This is a genomic window from Pedobacter kyungheensis (genome assembly GCF_000812965.1).
Classification (GTDB): domain Bacteria; phylum Bacteroidota; class Bacteroidia; order Sphingobacteriales; family Sphingobacteriaceae; genus Pedobacter; species Pedobacter kyungheensis.
In genome coordinates, this window is record NZ_JSYN01000037.1 from 1 (window position 1) to 19779 (window position 19779).

The 19779-nt window shown below is 42.0% G+C and carries 20 protein-coding genes; 8 read left to right on the plus strand and 12 right to left on the minus strand.

What is annotated here, in order from left to right; genetic code table 11:
- Positions 1-437: lantibiotic dehydratase (locus tag OC25_RS23745; RefSeq protein ID WP_156131571.1), on the minus strand; the 437-nt coding region annotated here is incomplete at its 3' end.
- Between the two features lie 56 nt (positions 438-493).
- On the opposite strand from OC25_RS23745, the gene OC25_RS23750 reads away from it, so the two are divergent.
- Together OC25_RS23750 and OC25_RS23755 are read left to right on the plus strand one after the other, a co-directional pair.
- Entirely contained in the window at positions 494-919 is a 426-nt protein-coding gene (locus OC25_RS23750; RefSeq protein ID WP_039481827.1) for a MauE/DoxX family redox-associated membrane protein, read from the plus strand.
- A gap of 120 nt (positions 920-1039) precedes the next feature.
- A complete protein-coding gene (locus tag OC25_RS23755; RefSeq protein WP_039481830.1) occupies positions 1040-1339 on the plus strand; it encodes a hypothetical protein in 300 nt (99 codons plus the stop codon).
- 39 nt (positions 1340-1378) lie between these two features.
- Here the strand turns inward: OC25_RS23755 and OC25_RS23760 are convergent, their stop codons facing one another.
- The 4 genes from OC25_RS23760 to OC25_RS23775 all read right to left on the minus strand — a co-directional run bounded on the left by OC25_RS23760 (position 1379) and on the right by OC25_RS23775 (position 6975).
- On the minus strand, positions 1379-2719 hold the full coding sequence (locus tag OC25_RS23760) for a RagB/SusD family nutrient uptake outer membrane protein (RefSeq protein WP_039481833.1): 1341 nt from the start codon (positions 2717-2719) through the stop codon (positions 1379-1381).
- A gap of 12 nt (positions 2720-2731) precedes the next feature.
- A complete protein-coding gene (locus tag OC25_RS23765; protein ID WP_039481837.1) occupies positions 2732-5914 on the minus strand; it encodes a SusC/RagA family TonB-linked outer membrane protein in 3183 nt (1060 codons plus the stop codon).
- Positions 5915-5916: 2 nt separating this feature from the next.
- The gene (locus tag OC25_RS23770; protein ID WP_167335436.1) at positions 5917-6513 is read right to left on the minus strand and encodes a TlpA family protein disulfide reductase; all 597 of its coding nucleotides are present in this window, start codon (positions 6511-6513) and stop codon (positions 5917-5919) included.
- Between the two features lie 186 nt (positions 6514-6699).
- On the minus strand, positions 6700-6975 hold the full coding sequence (locus OC25_RS23775) for a hypothetical protein (protein WP_039481843.1): 276 nt from the start codon (positions 6973-6975) through the stop codon (positions 6700-6702).
- Between the two features lie 1316 nt (positions 6976-8291).
- Between OC25_RS23775 and OC25_RS23785 the strand changes: the two genes are divergently transcribed.
- Complete coding sequence (locus OC25_RS23785) at positions 8292-8522, plus strand: helix-turn-helix domain-containing protein (protein WP_039481849.1); 231 nt, start codon at positions 8292-8294, stop codon at positions 8520-8522.
- Positions 8523-8693: 171 nt separating this feature from the next.
- On the opposite strand, the gene OC25_RS23790 is transcribed toward OC25_RS23785, so the two are convergent.
- The 3 genes from OC25_RS23790 to OC25_RS28575 form a co-directional block, all read right to left on the minus strand.
- Positions 8694-8990 carry a hypothetical protein gene (locus tag OC25_RS23790; protein ID WP_039481851.1) on the minus strand — a complete coding sequence of 99 codons (297 nt, stop codon included), beginning with the start codon at positions 8988-8990 and terminating at the stop codon, positions 8694-8696.
- 90 nt (positions 8991-9080) lie between these two features.
- The gene (locus tag OC25_RS23795; protein WP_039481854.1) at positions 9081-9374 is read right to left on the minus strand and encodes a hypothetical protein; all 294 of its coding nucleotides are present in this window, start codon (positions 9372-9374) and stop codon (positions 9081-9083) included.
- A 484-nt stretch (positions 9375-9858) separates the two neighbouring features.
- Positions 9859-10098, minus strand: coding sequence for a recombinase family protein (locus OC25_RS28575; protein WP_082018705.1), 240 nt, complete (start codon positions 10096-10098; stop codon positions 9859-9861).
- 873 nt (positions 10099-10971) lie between these two features.
- Between OC25_RS28575 and OC25_RS23810 the strand changes: the two genes are divergently transcribed.
- A complete protein-coding gene (locus tag OC25_RS23810; protein WP_167335438.1) occupies positions 10972-11697 on the plus strand; it encodes a LytR/AlgR family response regulator transcription factor in 726 nt (241 codons plus the stop codon).
- Between the two features lie 26 nt (positions 11698-11723).
- Positions 11724-11960, plus strand: coding sequence for a hypothetical protein (locus tag OC25_RS23815; RefSeq protein WP_039481864.1), 237 nt, complete (start codon positions 11724-11726; stop codon positions 11958-11960).
- Positions 11961-12501: 541 nt separating this feature from the next.
- On the opposite strand, the gene mobC is transcribed toward OC25_RS23815, so the two are convergent.
- The 4 genes from mobC to OC25_RS23835 form a co-directional block, all read right to left on the minus strand.
- The gene (mobC, locus tag OC25_RS23820; RefSeq protein WP_039481867.1) at positions 12502-14553 is read right to left on the minus strand and encodes a conjugal transfer protein MobC; all 2052 of its coding nucleotides are present in this window, start codon (positions 14551-14553) and stop codon (positions 12502-12504) included.
- A 10-nt stretch (positions 14554-14563) separates the two neighbouring features.
- Positions 14564-15826 carry a relaxase/mobilization nuclease domain-containing protein gene (locus OC25_RS23825; RefSeq protein ID WP_039481871.1) on the minus strand — a complete coding sequence of 421 codons (1263 nt, stop codon included), beginning with the start codon at positions 15824-15826 and terminating at the stop codon, positions 14564-14566.
- A complete protein-coding gene (locus OC25_RS23830; RefSeq protein ID WP_245222143.1) occupies positions 15811-16323 on the minus strand; it encodes a mobilization protein in 513 nt (170 codons plus the stop codon). The genes OC25_RS23825 and OC25_RS23830 overlap by 16 nt, the downstream gene beginning before the upstream one ends.
- Positions 16324-16399: 76 nt before the next feature.
- The gene (locus OC25_RS23835) at positions 16400-16624 is read right to left on the minus strand and encodes a hypothetical protein (protein ID WP_039481875.1); all 225 of its coding nucleotides are present in this window, start codon (positions 16622-16624) and stop codon (positions 16400-16402) included.
- 144 nt (positions 16625-16768) lie between these two features.
- Between OC25_RS23835 and OC25_RS23840 the strand changes: the two genes are divergently transcribed.
- The 3 genes from OC25_RS23840 to OC25_RS23850 are packed head-to-tail and all read left to right on the plus strand — an operon-like array spanning position 16769 to position 19776.
- On the plus strand, positions 16769-17551 hold the full coding sequence (locus OC25_RS23840) for a hypothetical protein (RefSeq protein ID WP_039481879.1): 783 nt from the start codon (positions 16769-16771) through the stop codon (positions 17549-17551).
- A 42-nt stretch (positions 17552-17593) separates the two neighbouring features.
- A complete protein-coding gene (locus OC25_RS23845; RefSeq protein WP_039481882.1) occupies positions 17594-18718 on the plus strand; it encodes a hypothetical protein in 1125 nt (374 codons plus the stop codon).
- Between the two features lie 59 nt (positions 18719-18777).
- Entirely contained in the window at positions 18778-19776 is a 999-nt protein-coding gene (locus OC25_RS23850) for a phage exclusion protein Lit family protein (protein ID WP_039481886.1), read from the plus strand.
- The last annotated feature ends 3 nt before the right edge of the window (positions 19777-19779 follow it).

Here is a 19779-nt window from a genome sequence, read left to right on the forward strand (position 1 = left end):
GCCAGATCGCTATCCACCCTGTTTTTTAGTTCCCTTAACATCGCCTGGTCCGGCAACAGGTGAAGTACCGACTCATCTGCCTCAGAGAGCCTCACTTGACCGCCGCTCCCCCACTGGAGTAAAGTAAATGACGAAAAGCTACCGAAGGGTGTAGACCTGAAGCACATCCGGTTGTAATATTTGAATAGGCTATGCTTCTCCTTATCTGTTAACCGATCAAAATCAAATTCCTTTTTTTCCAGCAAGCGATAAAACCCGGCACTCGCCAGAAATACTGCATTGCGGAAAGCCTGCTGCTGAAGTACCTCCGGCAACCGCGAGAGATCATAACCGCTGAAGCTGTAATAAGGTGCCCTTAAAAATACCTCCGGTAAAAACCGGTAAACCATAGGCCTGCTTTCTTTCATCCCGTACTTATTTAAGGGTATACTACCCATCTCATACTGTTTTAACTTTTCTAATCCCCGTTAATTTGTTTCATAATCCTTCTACCATGAAAGCAATTTTTAAATCAACCGTTCCACCGCTACTCGTACTGCTATTTAGTTATGCTGCGTTCAGTAAACTCTTTACCATTACAGCTTTTGATGAGCAGCTCCACAACCAGGCTTTTCCGGGCTGGCTGGCAGATTTTTTATTGTATTTTTTGATCCCAGCAGAACTTATTACCGCAGTCCTGCTATGTTTCAAAAGAACGGTGATCGTTGGTCTGCTGGGTTCAACACTAATGCTACTCGCTTTTACCGCCTACATCGTGCTGGTCTTGGCAGGTTATTTCAGTAAGTCACCTTGTAGCTGTGGCGGAGTATTAAATGGGCTCGGATGGAAATCCCACCTCATTTTTAACCTTGTATTCACCCTACTAGCGATAACTAGTTTAACTATTCACCTGAAGCAGGAGGTTCGTGACAAAGAGTAATCATCATACCCCGGATACCGGTCCTATCCACTACAGAAAACAATCAACCGATCGAATGACCAACAGCCAGATCGACTTCATTTATCCTCCCGTAGCGGAGATCATTTAAAAACTAAAATCATGTCAAAAAAATTCAACTTAGGCCTTGCAGCCCTTGTATTAGGGTTCGGCCTTATCGCCTCGCAAAGTGCATTCACCAACAAAAAAACTACTTACTACCACTACAAAACCACCAATGGCCCTGTTGACCAGACCAGCTCATGGGAACCTGCAGGAAGCCCTACAGCCTTTGAATGTAGCGGAGACCCGGAAGTACCTTGCACAATTGGCATCGAAACTTCGCTTTCTACCTACCTTTCAGGTAAAGACAACCAGGCCGTGCTTGACTCTCAGGAATTGATTTCTGCCAGAGAGCAGTAACACTAGTCAATGGTGCAGCTTAATGCTGCACCATTGCATTTAAGGATTCTGCGGAAGACCCGCTACCTCAATCACCCGCTCGGGGATCGGAAGGGCAAAGCCCGTACTGTTAGCCTTAAGCTGATAGGTCACACCTTTGTAGCTCCTGCTAAAAGAAATACCAGCATTCTCCATATTCAGCCTTTTCACATCTACCCACCGCAGCCCCCTTAACAGCAATTCCTTTCTGCGCTCAATCAGAATATCAGTCAGCACCGCCTGCTGATCGCTTCCTGCCCGGTCAATGAAAGTATTTTTCTTATACCGGTTGCGCAGCAAACGGTTCAAATCAGCCAGTGCTTCGGAAAGCCTGCCGGCCCTGGCCAGGCATTCACTCCTGATCAGCAGCACCTCATTCACTGCCACCCCGCTAAAGAAATTCGAGTTTCCCTCATAGCTTCCCTTAAAACCATAAGTCCCGTTTTTGTTATCAGTAAAAAATACAGTCTTTCGTAAATCATTCGCCTCATACAGCGCATAAAGCGCAGGATTGATCTTTCCCCTTGCACTATTCAGCATTGGGGCAGTAAAGTAACTATCCTGCAATACCTCAACATTAAATTGGCCGATGGGATAACTTGCTGCTGCATTCAAATTATTATAATCCAGCAAATCAGCCTTCATCGATAAACAGGAATCAGCATACAGCTTTGCCAGCTCATAGTTGCGCATCGATAAGTAAACCCTTGCCAGCATTCCATAAGCCGCAGGCCTGGCAGGCCGCATCACATGTACCGCTTTAAGTGGAAGGGCCTGAGCTGCCCTTTGCAGATCGGAGATTACCTGCGCGTACCCTTGCGCAACAGTCGCCCGCACCGATGGCACATTAAAATCAGAACCCAGCCTGAGGGGTATGCCCAAATCTGACTGTGACTGTTCACCATAAGCATTACCCCATATGTAAAGTCCGCGCAAATGGTTTTTCGCCCGGATGAAATAGGCCTGCCCGCAAACATTGTCCCATTCGCCGGCATTACCGGCAGTTTCGCCAATTTTAGCGATAGCCTCCAACACGACATTGGTACGGTTAATGGCCCTGTAATTATAAAACCATTCATTGCCATCCTGCAAAAAGATATTGCTGCGCTGCCAGGTATACATGTTGCGCTCATTTTCAGGCCGTGCAGCTAAATCTGCATCATTCAGGTACACATCGTCTGTGCTGATTTCGGCCGCATTCCCATCTACATAGTTCAGCACCTGGTATTGATCGAGCAAAGCCTGCAGGTCTGTCAGCGTTTCAGGTATAGCCTGGTTCTGGTTAGACTTCTCGTCCAAAAACTTCTTGCATGAGCCGCAAAACAAAAGCACCACCATGCTTAAATAAATTAACTTTTTCATATTCGCTTAAGCTTATAAAGTTGATCTGAAACCAAATGCAATGCTTTTTGCATCCGGTATCCCATTGTAGTCCGGATCAATGTGCTCCTTGTTTGCCCGCCAGATGATCCCTAAGTTGCTGGCTACCACAAATACCTGAAACTTGGAAACACCAATTTTCGCATTCCGAAACTTAAAGTCATAGCCCAGGTTCACATACTGCATGCGGATATTGTCCCCTTTGAGCACATTCACCTCAGATCCCCAGTAAAACTCATCCCTGAGGTCCGAGTTGGGATAAATCAGGCTCGGCACATTGGTCAGCAGTTCATCGCCTGGTTTTTGCCACCTGCTGGCGTAATCAGCAGTTCCTTGCCTGCCTATCATGAGCGAACCGTAATCGAGCACATTTTTCCTGAAATAATACCCCAGCTTAAAGCTCATCCTCAAACTGAGCGTAAAACCACCATAAGCGAAACTATTGCCCAGCCCGCCAGTAAATATGGGAAGTGCGGTACCGTGGTATACCATGTCCTCGAACTTAAGCGAGCTCCCCATTAGCGCATCATAGTTTTTACTCACCGCCCCGTTCAATATCCCTTGCGGGTCACCTGTCGCAGGATCCAGTCCTGCCCATTTAAAAGAAATCATCCCATAAAGCGGATAGTCAACCAGCCCGGTATAGGAAACATTCCCATTCAGCTTTCCCCTGCCGTTAAAAGTGCTGTTATAATTCTTAATCACCCTATCCTTATAATAATTCAAAAAGAAGTCCGTCGACCAGCTGAACCTGCCGGTAATATTGCGGCTGCTGAGTTCAAGGTCAACCCCATCGCCCGAGATTACGCCTGAATTTTTCACCAGCGTAGCACCCACCCCCGCTGTCAAGTCTATCGGGGTCAGCGCCAAAAGATCAACAGACTTTTTGCGGTAATATTCCAGGCTGCCCTTTATTCTGTTCCCACGTAAGGCAAAGTCCAGCCCCGCATTGAACATAAAAACGCGCTCCCACTTTAACTCCGGGTTGGCATAATTACTAAACAGCGCATAGGGGCTTTGGGTAAATACAGAATTAAAGCCCGAGTAGGTAATCGTGGTTACCGCTGTAGTCCTTGGGTCAGTGTTCCCACTAGCCCCAAAAGTTGTTCTGAGTTTCAGAAAAGAAACCAGCCCTCCTCCCCAGAATTTCTCTTTGGAAACTTCCCAGCCAAACCCAGAAGAAAACAGAGGGTTCCATTTATCATTGGTAGTGAGGCCATACAGATTGGATGCATCCCTCCTCCCACTTAAGGAAAGCGTATACCGCTCATCAAAGGTGTAGGCCAGGTTGGCAAACAGCGAAACATAACGGTTTAGCGTTCGTCCCATAGCGTCCCTGTTTGGCACATTTTGGGTATTCCCGGTAACAAAGGTTTTAATGGGGTTCAGGTAATCTACAACCGAAGTACTTAAAGTGGATTCATTTAGCCCATATATCCGCCCTGTGCTGGTCTGAACACCCGTGCTCCGGATTTCCCCCCCGATGATCCCCGAGAGCGAATGCCTGCCCATCACTTTATTGATGTCAGCCTGTACCCTGGCATTGTGCGCTGCCAGTAAGGAATAATCCTGATCGCGGATACTGCCCAGTGGGATATTTCGTTTTAACGCCCCGGAGGCATCAATAGCAGAAAACACATTCACGAGGTTACGTACATAATAACTTTGCGGATTATTGATCGTTGTGACCTGCCCATCCTGCTGCTCAAACTGGTAGGTACCAGCCAGCTTCAACCATCCGGTCAGCTGATAGGCTACCCGAAGCGATGCCAGAACATCATTCACCTTATTTACCGAGCTGGAATACTTATCATCCTCCAACGGAAAATATGACCAGTCCAGTAGCTTACCACCTCCGGCAGTATTAATATAACCCGTCCTGTAATCCCTGATTACTGCAAGCGCATTCCCCGCCCCATCCGCCAACTGCGTATAAGGCGGAAGTATCCCCGTAGGCGAACTGATCTGCGACGGATCCACCCTGCCGCTCTTACTATTGGAAAGGGTGAGCATCAGGTTCCCTGTCAACGTCAACCGCTTACCAAGCTTAAAGTTCTGCTCCGCCTTTACATTATAACGGCTAAAAGGCGCAGCCAGCGAGCTGACATTATGGTCAAAACCTGCCGATAGCAGCCAGTTCCTTTTCTCCGTACCAGCCCCCAGCTGCAAACTATACTGCTGGGCAGTAGCGTTCTCAAAAACATAATGGTTAAGCTCCTCCCGCAGATCATAGCCCCTTAAAGCATCAATCCGCAAACGCGCATCTGTAGCACTGATAAGGCCATCCCGCGCGGCAATCCGCAGTTCAACCACCTCAGATAGCGGCGGATGCGAATTGTCTGTTTCAAAACTGCTGTAATAGCCCTTATCAAAAAGGTAATTCTCCAGGTCAATAAAATCACCCACACTAATCCTACTCAGGTAATACTGGTCGGGCTTTGCGGTCACTTTCAGATTGCCTGAAAAAGACACTTTTAGTTTATCATTAAACCTCGCCTTTTTGGTATTGATTACGATGACCCCATTCCCTGCCCTCGCGCCCCATATCGATGCCGCAGCCGCATCACGCAGCACCGTAATACTTTCTACGTCATTGGGGTTAATATTACCAAGATCCCCTTCATAAGGAAAGTTATCCAGTACAACCAGCGGACTGCGCGGCCCCTGCAGCGTACCAATGCCGCGAATAATAATCCCGTAACCCTCTCCTCCATTACTCTTACGGTCTACGCTCAGGCTACTGGTCACACCTTCCAGTCTGGAAATGATATTGGTACCCACCTGCTCATTCAGCAGCTTACCCGACAACTTTAAAAACGAACCTGTTGCGCGCTCCTTAGGCAGCGTCTGATAACCGGTACTCACCTCCACTGTCCCCAGCTCCTGGTCTCTTCCACTGAGCACTACCGAAAACAAACCATTAAAGGGCAGCAACACTACCGTATCCAGCCGGACAAAGTTCATCGCCGAAAACGACAATTTAACCCTGCCTGCCTTTAGTCTCAGAGCAAAAGAACCATCATCCCCAGTTAACACCTGGCTACCAGTAACAGCTTTTACCACTACCCCTGCAATCCCTTTCCCATTCACATCCACCACCACACCTCTCAAAACCTCCTGCGCTTCCAACCGGGAAACACAAAGGATCAAAACAAAAACTAAAATAATCCTGCCCATAACTAATACTTCGGCTCCTTAAACCGTTTTAATTTACTCACCGTCTGCACATGCTTACGGTTACGCTCCACCATCATCAGCACGTTTTCTTCCGTCAAAAAATCACTTGAAGTAATTCCTTCCACCTCCCCACCGATTATCCAGACATAATGCGGGATAGCCCGGTGCGGAAAAGCCTTCAAAAACATCTCGTCCTCCACCACAAAAGGCAAACCCACCTCAGCCAAAGCCCCATCCGGCCCAGCCTTCGCAATCAGAGAAGCAGCCGTATCACCCGTGCCAACCGAATTCACCAACAACACCTTAAGGTCAGAAGGAAACCTTTCCTGCATTTTCTCCAGCAGCGGAAACTTTTTCAGGCAGGATCCGCACCAGCTTGCCCAGAAATCAATAATAATCAGCTTATTAAAGTCCCCCGAAAGCGAGGCAGCAGACAACTCCCCTCCTTTAAGCACCTTACTCTCCAAAGTAAAAAGCGCACGCGGCAGCTTGCCCCCTACATATAGCGGTGCAATGCTATCAACCTGCTTGCCTTGAGCCCATAACCCAGTACACATACTGCAAAGCAGCAATAAAACACAATAAATTTTTTTTTTCATGATTAGTTGAATTAACAGGTCCAGATCAGTCATACAGGTTTCCCTAAGAAAACCACCACAGCACATTATTATTCAGGACACTCAGTCCCCAAAAAAAGGCATAGCAATAGCAGGAAGCATAATTTAAGCCTCATTTTGATTGATTTAAAACGTAAAAAAATTGTTAAAGCTAAGCCCTAAACAAGCCTATGTTTCAGGCCCAAGCCCCTCAATCTTACCCCAATCCATCAACACACGTACCGCCCCAACCAGTTCGATCAGACCATCGAAAACTTCACATACCTCCTGTTCACTGATACCCAGTTCCAGAAAACCTTTCCTGTTATTTAGCGCGTAACCCTGAAACGCCTCCAGCAACACCAGTTTGACCTTTTCGGTACTATAGCCATCATAAAATGCCTCCAGCAACTGTTGAGCAGATTTTAGATCAATTTTTTCAGAAGTGTGTTGAGGTAAAGTCATCGCATTGATATCGGTAAAAGAAAATGGAAATGATATAAGCGAGGACTCATTTGAAAAACCCTAGATCTAAAACCCAGTTCCAAATCCCCGCATATTAGGCCAGATTGCCAAACGCCCATCAACCCTGGGGCTGCAGTAATATTTTTTATGGCGTAAAGAAATGCCCAATAAATGGAAAATGGCAGTATATATTTATATTGGATTTTCATAATCTGTTGTATTGGTTTGGCTAAAGTTGATTGATAGAAGGCGATACCCGCCGAGAATAATGTACAAGGTCTCCGATACTTGCCCCTTACCCTTCGCAGACGATAACCACAGCAGAAGTCCAGCAAAAAACTAGGTATAACACTCCTTTCGCCAAAGCTATTTTCGCTGTCAAGAATCTAAAAAAATCTAACTGCTAAAAGCTAAAGCCCAAAGGCAAAAAAAAAAGGCAGGCCGCATTATTAAAGAACCCATAAAAATCATTAACCATTTAGGTCCCGCCTGCCCTGCCACCCCTCAGACAGGATTCTTCGGCTTGATAGCATACAGCCAGTCAAAAGGAAACTTTTCATTTGCACCCATACGCTCCAGTTTATATTATGTTAGAAAAAAAGATAAAAACCAGCCCCTCCACATAAAAATATGCAGATACGATAAACCGTATTGTGTATTAGAAAAAAGATACCTACCTTGGGAATGCGAATAACCTAAGTAATGTTACCCTTGCCTAAACAGCAATTAAGGGCTGGCACCAAGTTAAATAACCTACGGGGAATCAGTGCGCTCTCATCACACCACCCCCTGTTTCTTTGGGCTATTTTATGCTCGGAAAAATCCAGCACACATTACGACGGAGAACAGATAACGTTCTTTAACAAGAGTTTAAGGGAATACTTTTTTATCACTTCCTTGAAATGATAACACTCGATGGCGGTTAATTGATTCGTTTTCATAAACGTAGTTTTATGTAAAACGATGCGGACTCAATAAAAGCAGAGAAAACCAGATTGGCAAAAAACCAATAGGGCGAACTCCAATGCTTTTGAACGTGGTACCGCTAAGAACCCCTCAAGCCGAGGCTTGAGTTCCACAAAAGACTGACATGAATTTCGCCCTATTGAATATAAGATATCACGAAGATAGCAAAATTCAATAGTAAGGGCGAACTCACGATCGGCTCATGTGGAAATTTAGCGGTTTTCGTCCATGAGTGACATCGTTAAAAGCAAGAATAAACCTCACTCCTGTTTGTCGCTATAAATAACTGATAGCAAATATAATAATAAGTTACAAATGTTGCAATAGTCCAACAAAAATATTTTATAAAATTGGAAAAGCACGAGAAAATATTCAGCCTTGTAGGCTTAAATATTAAGGCATATAGAAAGAAAGCAGGTTTAACGCAACAAGAGTTAGCAGACAAGTTTTCTGGCGACCGTTCTAAAATAAGTCTGATTGAGAATGGAAAAGAAAATTTTATGTTTTCTACCCTATTGGATATTGCTGATGGTTTAAACGTGGATGTGAAAAAGTTCTTTATGCCCATCAAGAAAGATTAATTTTTGTTAGACAGTATGTGAGACTGAAAAGCTAAAGAAATAGGGAGTTTGTTTGAGCGTCTGAATATATGCATCGAAAATAAGCTCCCTCCCCCTTTTAAAATTAAGTTATGTGGTTGAAGTATTTTTTTAAAAAATTGTAAACCGATCGCTTTTGAGATTTATTTTTTTCTACAGATCAATTTCTGAACCCGGTAAAACGGTTACTTTGGCAACCAAAAGTAGGTGATGGAAAAATATATATGTAATAGATGACCTAATTAGGCCAGTTCTGGGTGATTGATCTTCTGCCTCAGAAATTATATTTGCCAGTTCCGATTTAGTATAATTTGCATTTTCATCAGGAGCAATATTTATAAGTATACAGTTATTTTTTCCATGTGTTGAAAACCAGCCCTTATCAGCGAAATATGGATGGATTAACTTAGCTTTTGCAATAACATATTCACTCGATTCGAATACTTCCATTTTTTCAAATTTATATATTATAGATTTATCGTTTATTGAGATTTAAATTAATGCTTAACGCGTCGATGTAAAGATGGCATGGGAGCCTGGCTAATCCTTACGGCCAACCTGACTACACCAACTACATTGGTTACCATTATCTTCAGCAAATAACATTTCTGACCAAGGGATATCGTTGCCACAACGGCTACACTGATCCACGTAGTAAGTTCCTTCCATAATAGCTTTATCAAAGACAAACTTTTGATTTTTTGAAAGGGAATCGTAGTCATTTGCCAAAACAAATTTTGATATACCAAGAGCAGGATCATCTAGAGCATTGAGATTTACCAATTGCTGCAAGTATTCTTTGAAGTCGTATTCACTAAATCTTTTTGAATTCATAGTTTCATTATTCTTTATCTCTGCTTTAAGAAATTTTTTTCACTTTACATTCGTGGCCATTAACTGTCATTATTCCCTTGCTACCATTGTGCTCTATAATTACTGTTGGCCTATATATATAGAAATACTGGTATTTATGTCCATCTTGTTCCCAAATTTCTCCGTTTTGCAATTTAAATATACCACGACCTGGAAAACCCTTAAAGTCACTTATTATTACAGATTTTGTTATCATATCCAACCTTCTTTATTTTTATATTATTTTAGGTTTATTATTTTATAAAATGTTGTTTTACTTCCGATATAAAAGCTTTCATGATCGCTTCTACTGATCCATTTTTACTTTCATAAAAAGCTTTACTATTGGGGCTATCACTTTACTTATCTATCATACCCTCTGGCCTATCACCATTTTTGCCCCTAGCTCTGGTAGACTGCAATCCTGCATTAATCCTTGCTATTAATACATTTCTTTCATGTTCGGCTAAGCCGCAAAAATAAAGATTAATTTATCACTGGCTGTCGAAATATTTATATTCTCTATAATAGATCTAAAGTGCATTCCTGATTCTACATGTTGAGTAACGAACTCAATTAACTTTACTGTAGTTCTACCCAGCCTGTCTAATCTCCATATTGTCAAAGTATCTCGCTTTAGTCTAAAACTCAATAGCTCGTTAAAATATGGTCTTTCAGATTTCACACGACTTATCTGATCAACGATTTTTTTCTATTCCAATATTTTTTAATGCATCAATTTGTAAATCAAAATTTTATTCAAATTTGTTTACCCTAACATATCCAATTACCATAATTACACGTTACTCATTTTTTATAAATATAATGTAATTTAAATGTACCACGAAAATGAACGAAATATTGCAAAAAAAAATCTTGCCATTGGTTTCGAATGGGATACAGTAAACCGATCATCAACATAACTTCTAATCGCATCATACAAAGTGCGTGAGCGGTTGCAGCGGCATCCTCCCGCTGGGAGATATAGCGGAAGATGCGACCCTTTAGGGGCACGCAAAGAAACATCAACTTTCAAATTCTTGGCAGCAGCTCAAAAATAACTATACCATACCTCACCAACAACATCACTATTTCCGCCGTCCAATTCATCCCCGCAAAATTTACAACTCGTATTAGCGCTTTCCGAGAAAAACGCTTTTACACGTCACAAGCCTTAACCGCGGAATAAACCGGAGTCAATTATCATTTCCATGTAATCGTAAAACATTAACGGCTCAGCTCCTCCCCTCTTTACCAATCTCCCCATCCACTAGCCCAACATTTGTTACCCATACAAAGAAGGAGGCCTAAAATCCTCCTTCTTCTCATACCATAAGCTTCCGACAGCGAGGTAAAACTAAAAAAGTTGAAATGACTGGTTAATAATTAAACTGTTATTTCCCCGGCAAAATCTTAAATAAATAATGCCGCGACAATTTTTTTATGTAAATGACTGTTTTTTTATGTGGACACCCTGTACCGCTATGCAAACGACTTCTTGAGCAGCTATGTATTGCTAATAAAAGATACAATAGCTATATTAGCCGGTATACACTGCCGAAGCTATAACATTATGGAAATGAAATGCATTATCATTGATGATGAAAACCACTCACGAAACCAGATTGAAGAACTTATCGCATTAACGCCAGGAGTAAGCCACCAGAAGAGTTTTGATGATGCCTATGGCGCTTTAACCTACCTACACCAGCAAAACCATATTGATATCGTCTTTTTAGATATTGAAATGCCGAAAATCAACGGCATTGACGCAGCAAAACTACTTAGGCCTTACTGCGATTTTTTGATATTTGTAACCGGCCACTCTCATTACGGCCCGCAAAGTTTCGAAATCGGTGTAGATGGCTATCTGCTCAAACCTGTGAGTGAAATAAAATTTATCCGGCAAATCCAGCGCCTTTTGGAAATAAAATCCCAAGAACTACCCCTCAAAAACCCCGACAATTTTTTATTGATCAAAGGGGGCTCAAAGCATAAATACGTTAATGTAAAACTCGACGAGATTTTATACATCCGGTCTATGTCAAACTATGTCCGGATTTTCCAAACTGATGAACAACATACCACCTATCATACACTAAAACGTGTAGAAGAAGCGCTCCAGGACCGGACTGAATTCCTGAGAATAAACAGGTCCGAGATCATATCATTCTACCATGTCAAACAGGTTGACGGATACCAGATTATGCTTAACAACGGGGAGAAATTTATGGTAAGCAGAAGTTATAAGGAAAAATTTGATGAATTTTTGCGCGGCCGGTTACCCGGGCCTGGCGTCAGGTAAACTGTGCGCATCTTATTAAATGATCTTTGACTTCGTTATCTGTAGGCTGGGAAACAATTACGCCAAACCCCTACAAAACCAAAGGTTTACAAATTTTAACCGTTGAGCCAGATGACGGCGAAGGTGATGTGTTTTCTGCAGGCCATTACTTGATGGTGATAAATAAAAACGGATGCAGGAAGGATCCTTGCACCCGTTTATCTAAATTAACGCTCTCGAAAGTAAAGATAAATTATTTTACCATTCTGCCCAAGCGCTTTTAGCCTTTTTGGCATATACCCGGTGACAAGACCGTAAATGTACGCCATACAAGTTTCAGAATCTACTTTTTCCTCTTTTGTCTAAAGCAGGTATTTCCTAGTCATTTCCAAATTCCATTGGACAAACCAATTCATTTGATCCTTCCCCCATTTTATTAATTTTAATACAATACAATAATTTTATTACCGGCAGCAGGGGGGCAATCTACTCTGGTTTATCCACCAGAAATCTTAAAACAGTTTAAAATGAGCAGATTGGCATTTAGGGCCGAAATGGAATGAGCAATATCGGACGATTCAATAAGATAGCTCAACATTTTTATCAGAGTTGTAACAACCAGTAGTGAATTTAGACCGTAAGAAGCAGTTTACTTTATGCTTCAAAACTTGTACGTGCGCTTAATCAAAACCCATTTTTTGAGATTTGCGTTCCAGTTCTGTTCCAGCTGCCCTTTCCGTCAGGGTTTTAGGGCTATCGGGGCGAAAGTTCAAGTTCATTTCGCTACCCTGAACATTAAAGGTCCAGTACATTCAATCCTAAAATCTACATCGACAAACTCTGGTCCTTACTCTTGCGCATCCTGCCTTTAACTGGTGGGACAGATTTTCGCAGTTGTCGCTTTGAAGCTTTTGTCTCTTTCACAGGCTCATCCTTTTGCGGTTCTATCGCCACCAGTTCCGATTTAACCAGTTCCCAAATGTCCCTTTTAATCCGCATATAATTCTCCTGCAAATCTTCCTGGCTTACCTTTCGCACTTGGGGAATAGGCACATAACCTGCTTCTTCCCTAGCTATCCCCTCATGATCGTTCTGCAATTCCCCATGAAACATCTTAAGCTTAATCCGCTGATCAGGATTATCAGCCACAATACCCACAAACTCCCCCGAAGACAACGTTGCAATCTTGGAAGCCGGAACCGCATAATCAAGCTGCGTTGATTTAGAAACCGAAGTATCGCTGCTGTTAATACTCACAGATTCCCTATCCTGCATAATCTTACCAAAACTCTCCGATAGCTTTTTCGCGCTATCTCCTGTAACCTGGCCGCTAATGATATTACCCGAAATCCCCGCAATAATCTCCGAAAATTCCGCCCCATACTCCCGTTTTAGCTGTTCAATCGACTGAATACCCAAAGTACAGCTCACCAAATTACTCCTGGCCGTACTGATCGTACTGACAATACCGGTGGCGACCAAAGTGGGGAACTCATCAAAGATCAGACTGCATTTCAGCTTACCTTTTTTATTCACCTGTTTTAGCATCCTGCTCACATACAGCGATAATACCGCTCCAAACGTATCGATCTTCTGCGGATTATTACCCAGGCACACAATCTTGGGGGCTTTGGGATCATTGATGTCCAATGTAAAATCATTACCCGATAACACATAATACAATTGAGGCGAAGAAAGTCTCGCCAGCCCAATCTTAGCCGAGGCAATCTGTCCCTCCAATTGCGCAGCCGCATTATTGCGGTAAGCCGAAATAAAAGGGTTGATCAACGCCTTGATCTCCTCCTGCTTTTGCAGCAGCGCAAACAGCGGATCATAATCCAGCATCATCAGTTCAATCACATGAGGCAGCGTACAAAACCTGCCATCCTGATATTTACGCAGGTACCAGATCAGCGCCGTTAGAAAGTTGATCGGACTCTCCACGAAAAAATCTCCGGATTTTTTTAACCACTCCTTGTTCAGTCCCAGCATTATCGTCCGGCTGGATTCCGCTGCATCAGTAATATCTAACATACTTTCCGGATTTAGCGGATTACAGCGATGCATCGGGTTCTCCAGGTCAATCACATAGAACTTAGGTTTCACCCTATAATTCTTTGCATATTTCAGCAGCTTATTATAAGCCATCCGGCTTAAATCGTCATACTTAAAATCATACAAAAACATGGAAAAGCCCTTCTTCAAATGCTGGTCAATAATATGCCGGATCACAAAATAAGTCTTACCCGCCCCAGCACTTCCCGATACCAAAGTGCTCCTATAGGGATTCACCACATTGATCCAGCCTTCACGGGTTTTACCTTTCAGGCTGTATTTGGTCTTTAGATTATAGGAATGCTCATTTTCCAGCAGGCGTTCCTCCTGCGGAAAAGTCTCATTGTCCGAATTGAACACATCCTTACTTAAATTCAGTTTAATGAGCATGGAAAGCCAAGTGCCCCCAGTCAGTATCAACAAATAACCCATACCTGTTAAGACGATATACATAGTGGCTTTGAGGGATATGCTCCCCGGCAGGTGTAACACCAGCAGGCTAAAAAAATAGATAAGCAGGCCACTTACCAGGTAGCCGGTTATGCTTTTTTTTTGAATTTTGCCGTCCTTTTTGCCTTTTGCGCCCAGTAGCGAAATGGCCAGGCACACCAAGGCAGCCAATTTGGATTTAAGCGTATCGGTAAACAGACCTGTCCTTGCGACATTTCCAATCAACCGATCAGTTATTATTGTTTTCAAGCCCCAGTATTCAAAAGCCCGGTAACAGCTCAGATAAAGGTGCAGGATTAAAATTGTGAGGCCAATCAGGCGCGTCAGGTCCAGAATCTTTCTGAGGCCTTGCATATCTTCTCCAGTGTTCATAGTAATAATTTTATAATGTGATTTGTTGTTGCTGTTCAATGATTTTGCCTTTCTTGCGCTTTTTCCTGCGTTTAGGGAATTTCATGCCTGGTTCGGTTTGGGTTTGAGCCAATATAGTTTCCAGGAAATTAGTCTGCCGAGGGCTTGGCAAATAAGTCGGAGTATAATCGGTTTGCAGTCTGTTATCCGGTTTTACGGATGATTTGTTAATCGGCTGAGCTACTTTTTCTTTTGTCTGATCAAGCCTATCGCTGAGCGCCTTTGCACTGTAAGCCTTACCTAGCTCACTCCCATTAAATACTGCCATTGCCACATGGTCAATAAAAGTTACCCCATAAAGCTGCCCTTTCCCGCTTGTCCTGTAAACCACATCAACGCGATTTTTCGATAGTTCCTGCTGAAAGCGCTTTCTGCTCAAATTGCAGGCCCCGGAAAATAAGTGATCGATTAACTCCTTTAATTCCGCCTTATATGGTTCCCGCTTTTTTCGGCCCTGCTCGAAACGTTTTTCCAGATTTTTCAAAGTAGGCTTGCAGTAAATCTGACTGGCTTTTATGGGTACCCCGACCGGTTTCCCCTCCCCGCCCAGCATAGCGTAGAGCATACCTTTATTCTCAAACATGCGGGTATTTTCCGCGCCACGATCTGCCAGTATGTTATACTGTAGCAAGATGGCTTTGTATTGCTCAAAAGAAGAATAATGATACTGGCGCATCACCCCTGTTACGATATTACTGATCTGCTGACGGGTCGGTTTCTTCCCATATACCGCAGGCTTTAATTTCTGTCTCTGTTTTATTTCGCGGCCTTCGGCCTGAACCAAACCATATTTCTGCTCAATCGCTTTGCGCGCCGGTTCAGACAAGCGGTAGCCAATACCATGTATGTCGATCCTGTTGCCGTCTTTCTGGATATTGGTCGTGGCAATGTGAATATGCGGGTGGCTACTGTCCAGGTGCCGGTATACTAAAAAAGGCTGATCCCCAAAACCTATACGTTCCATATAGTCGGTTGCTATCTTTTGCAGCCTAAAATTGTCCGGCTCGTCGGAGGCATCAAAATTCAGTGAAATGTGCAGGGCGTTGGTTTTTACCGCAGTGTTTAGCGCAGTAAGGTGCTGGAAGCGGTTAAGCTTTTGGTTAAAATTCATTGCCTCAATATCACCCGCAAAACCGCTGGCCATGATCAATACAGCCTCGCCCGCCCCAACTTTGTTTTCGTTATAATGCAGAATACCCCTGATGCTTTTACCACTTTCTATTTTTGCAACCATTTTTCCGCGAGTTTAGAGACTATGGTTAACAGACGGTTTACTTTCTGGTCAATTGCTTTATACATTTCCGCCGTTTTCCCTACATAAAATGCCCGTTCCGCGGCGCTTTGGCTGGTGTGGAAATAATGAGTCTGCTGATTAATGTTGATACCGATTGATTTTATTTCTTTTCTTATCAATGCCAGTTCTTCCATCGGGCCATTCATCGAGACGTCTTTATGATGCATAATAATCTGTTTTCCGGTGATTATTCTCCTTGCTACCTCGCCAATGGTTCTGCAGCCACTATCCTTGGCCATTTTCTCCAGACGCTCAAAACTTGTTTTATTGAGCCGGATAATTACAGGGCAGTTGAGCCGCTCGTTTTCGTCTTTGATCTTTGGTCTTGGCATGGCGCTTTTATAATCTGATAAGGCATCACGAGTTCCGAGTGCATGTCCCGACCTTGAGGGCGGCAAGATGTTTTTGTATACAAAAATCCATCTTGCTGCACGCACGCGCGGGCCAAAAAGCAATACTCAGAAGCGGTCTCTGACTTCAGTTAGGCGGTTAATGAATGGTTGATTGATGGGTTTAATGTGATGGTGAAATACGCTTGCTTTTTGTGATGGCACTCAGGTCTTCCAGTGGTATAGATGCCCGAAGCAATTGCCGGATTTTCTGCCGGGGTTCAGTCTTGACCTTTTTGAATTTCATGTGCGGGTTGCCTTTGTACTTGCCGCCCTTAACGTTGGGTGTTTTGATTTTTCGGGTGTTGAGGTTACGCTCTTCCAGTGCTTCTAAATGTTTTTCTTTCATAGCTTTAATTTTTGTTGTGTCAAAAATGGAAACCCTGGAAAGGACGGATACTCTAGTAGGGAGAAATAGGTAAAATTACATTCAAAATAAAAAGGTTAACTTTATCACAATCAGTTGTAAATTCAGGTATAAAAACTTAAAAAAATGGAAGGTCGAGTGCATTACTTGTTTGATAAAAGAGTCCAAAAGCCGGTTATTTATCGGGTTGGAGATTTAAATGAAGACATAACCATGCAGGAAATTCTGACTTACAAGCTCGGGAAATGTCATTTGCGGTTTGACAGACCAAACAATACTTCAATATTTTTAAGTAGTTCCGATCGAGAACTTAAACAGGCAAAGACAATTTACAACACTCTTATCAGACCTAAAATTATACAAAGAGAACTTTTCGATTTGTCCAACGAGGATAATGTCTTACTATATGACTATCTGGAACACATTCAATCATCAATTGTAATGGCCTTTACGGCAATTGAGTGTTTGGCTAATGAGCTTCTACCTAAAGATTTTGTATATAAGCAAAAAGTGCAGGGTGGAGAAATAAAGGAATTTAATAATAAGGATATAGAGAGATGGGTTTCAACGATAGATAAGATTGCGCTAGTTTTGCCTAGTGCATTAGGTATCACAAATCCCACAAAATATAATTTTTGGCCAAAGTTCACCAAACTTAAGGATTTGAGAAATGACATCATTCATTCAAGGAATGTTTTACCTATCGATCAAAAAGAGCATGAACGTATAATCTTGCTCTTATTAAGTGACTCAGTATTTGGCAAAATTAAATCAGCTACTGAGCTTGTTAATAAGATCCATTCGGAATTATCGGAACATAGAAACATGCCGTTCTTGAAGGAAGTTGAAACCATTAATCCAATTGAAATTCCTACATGGGAAAGCCTCGGGACAACAAAAATTGAATAGCATGTTTTAAATCTTTAATATATCATCAAAAAAACGCGAACAATGAACTTTTCTTACGAAGAGCTATACCATATGTATGGCCAATATGATACACTTATAACCATCACCTTTCAGTATAATTCCGAAGCATATAAAATCTTTGGTAGCACATTAATGGGTGATATAATCTACACAGAAGATGAACGCAATGAACTTGAAGGTCTTCTTAAGGAAAATCCAGTTCCACGAACAGACCGAAAAATACGGGTTTTACCTTCTTCCGTAATAAAAATCACACAAGAACAGTATGAGCGGGCCGAGCGTTATGGTTTTCTAGCAAGCGATATTTACGAGATTATGTCTTACAATAAGCCCCGGCAAAATAATTTTGTAGCTAAAGAGAAAAAAGAGATACAGAATACGATTGTAATTAGCACAAAGTCAAATCGTCGTGAGTTAAATCAGATTTTATTTGGCTTTTTAAATGCAAGGGTGAAACGAAATACTCCATTATCACCTGAAGAGAAATATAAGTTTTTAGGACTAGCAAGACACTTCGGAGAAGATATAACTGTTGACCCTTACAAGCAATTTAACGATAATGAATCTGCGATCCGCTACCATGAGCTGAATACAAAGCTTACAGACTTAACCATTGAAGGAGATGATATTAAAGATTATGCTAAACTTATTTCCGAGCGATACGATGAACGTGAAAAGCTTATTAAACTGGAAATAGAAAAATCTGGAGGAAAAATTGAAGCCATTGCTAAAAAATATGGAGACGAGGTAAAAAACCTTAAAAGCGCTGCGCATGGTTTTGAAGAGGAGATAATTCTTTTCGGTGAAAAGCTTGTCTTTCTGGATTTGGAACGATTTCTTCATATTTATGCCAGGCATGTTGAGGAAACACATGTAGGCGATGGATTTGGTGAAAAAACTATCTTTCAGTATAAATACGATGATATTTTAAGAATAATTAAAGCCGTTGTCGAATCGGAATCAGATGCAATTCAAGAACACTTCAAAACGAAACCAAACAGAAATTTTGTGAGGATGGGTAAACGAAGTATCTATTATGAGGGGCATTATTACAGAGTTGATATTGAACCTACGGGGAGGCTTTTGACATTTCATCCATACAATAATAACGAAGAACGCGATGCTGACGGAGAGGGGCAAGACTAGCCTGTTTATGCTTTTGAATACTACTTTATATTTTTCAAGATAATATTAAAGCCCCTATAATGGAATACATAAGTCCAATAAAACATCTTTATGATCGTATCATAGAGTATTTCTATCACAACAATCCACTCAGCAAAGACCGCTTGACTGCACTTGCAGAACAGAACATCGTTTCAAGAGCTATTTTCTTTAACCCCGATGGCGGATATATAAAAACCCCCATGGTGCATCTCGAAAATGGAGAAGTCGAGATTCAGGAATCCTATATGTCTTTTCTTTGGTGTACAATCTATAACTTCGTAAAAATGAACGAAGCAGCAAGGAAATTGTGCCTTTCCAGTGATGATGTAGTTCAGTTTAACTTAACCTCGGTTGAGAATCTTGAGCATATGAATGATTTATTTGGCTGGATTCTGTCTCTCCAAACAACATATTCCGAATGGCCCGAGAATTTTCCTTCACCGATTGATGGTTCAGAATTTAGTAACACGATCAATGTAATATTCCTCCATGCCTTGAGTTATCTACTTTATCATGAAGTTGCACATCTGGCAAATAATCACAAGACTTACTTGGAGCTTATTAATTCTAGGCTTGAAGACCTAACGGATGATGAACTTTATCAATTAAAATCGTTGGAGGTTGAAGCAGATAATTATGCTATTGAATTACTGCTTGGTGGAAATCCCGATGAGGATCAAACATATATCAGGGTCATAGGGGCAATAATGGCTCAACTTTCCAATTTATTGCTTATTCAAAATGTTAATGGCCTTACACAACTGAAACACCCAGATATTGATCAACGGCTTTTTAATCTTTCACACCGGTATAAATTTGAAAACCAGGTATATCAACTTAACATCGAACAGACACTTAACATCGGATTATCACTGTTTTTGCACATTCATAAAATAGAGTATCTCAAGGATATTCCTGATCAATCTGCGTGGTATGAAAACTTTGATGGCATTTTAGCTCACCTCTATCAGAAGCTCGATACGGAGAAAGAAAAGACGAAAGATTCTTTTTTCTCCGCTAGAGAAGATATGCGCTAATTA

Coding starts and splice junctions, on each gene's coding strand:
- OC25_RS23750 (WP_039481827.1), top strand. CDS start 494: ATGAAAGCAATTTTTAAATCAACCGTTCCACCGCTACTCGTACTGCTA.
- OC25_RS23755 (WP_039481830.1), top strand. CDS start 1,040: ATGTCAAAAAAATTCAACTTAGGCCTTGCAGCCCTTGTATTAGGGTTC.
- OC25_RS23760 (WP_039481833.1), bottom strand. CDS start 2,719: ATGAAAAAGTTAATTTATTTAAGCATGGTGGTGCTTTTGTTTTGCGGC.
- OC25_RS23765 (WP_039481837.1), bottom strand. CDS start 5,914: ATGGGCAGGATTATTTTAGTTTTTGTTTTGATCCTTTGTGTTTCCCGG.
- OC25_RS23770 (WP_167335436.1), bottom strand. CDS start 6,513: ATGAAAAAAAAAATTTATTGTGTTTTATTGCTGCTTTGCAGTATGTGT.
- OC25_RS23775 (WP_039481843.1), bottom strand. CDS start 6,975: ATGACTTTACCTCAACACACTTCTGAAAAAATTGATCTAAAATCTGCT.
- OC25_RS23790 (WP_039481851.1), bottom strand. CDS start 8,990: ATGGAAGTATTCGAATCGAGTGAATATGTTATTGCAAAAGCTAAGTTA.
- OC25_RS23795 (WP_039481854.1), bottom strand. CDS start 9,374: ATGAATTCAAAAAGATTTAGTGAATACGACTTCAAAGAATACTTGCAG.
- OC25_RS23810 (WP_167335438.1), top strand. CDS start 10,972: ATGAAATGCATTATCATTGATGATGAAAACCACTCACGAAACCAGATT.
- mobC (WP_039481867.1), bottom strand. CDS start 14,553: ATGAACACTGGAGAAGATATGCAAGGCCTCAGAAAGATTCTGGACCTG.
- OC25_RS23825 (WP_039481871.1), bottom strand. CDS start 15,826: ATGGTTGCAAAAATAGAAAGTGGTAAAAGCATCAGGGGTATTCTGCAT.
- OC25_RS23835 (WP_039481875.1), bottom strand. CDS start 16,624: ATGAAAGAAAAACATTTAGAAGCACTGGAAGAGCGTAACCTCAACACC.
- OC25_RS23840 (WP_039481879.1), top strand. CDS start 16,769: ATGGAAGGTCGAGTGCATTACTTGTTTGATAAAAGAGTCCAAAAGCCG.
- OC25_RS23845 (WP_039481882.1), top strand. CDS start 17,594: ATGAACTTTTCTTACGAAGAGCTATACCATATGTATGGCCAATATGAT.
- OC25_RS23850 (WP_039481886.1), top strand. CDS start 18,778: ATGGAATACATAAGTCCAATAAAACATCTTTATGATCGTATCATAGAG.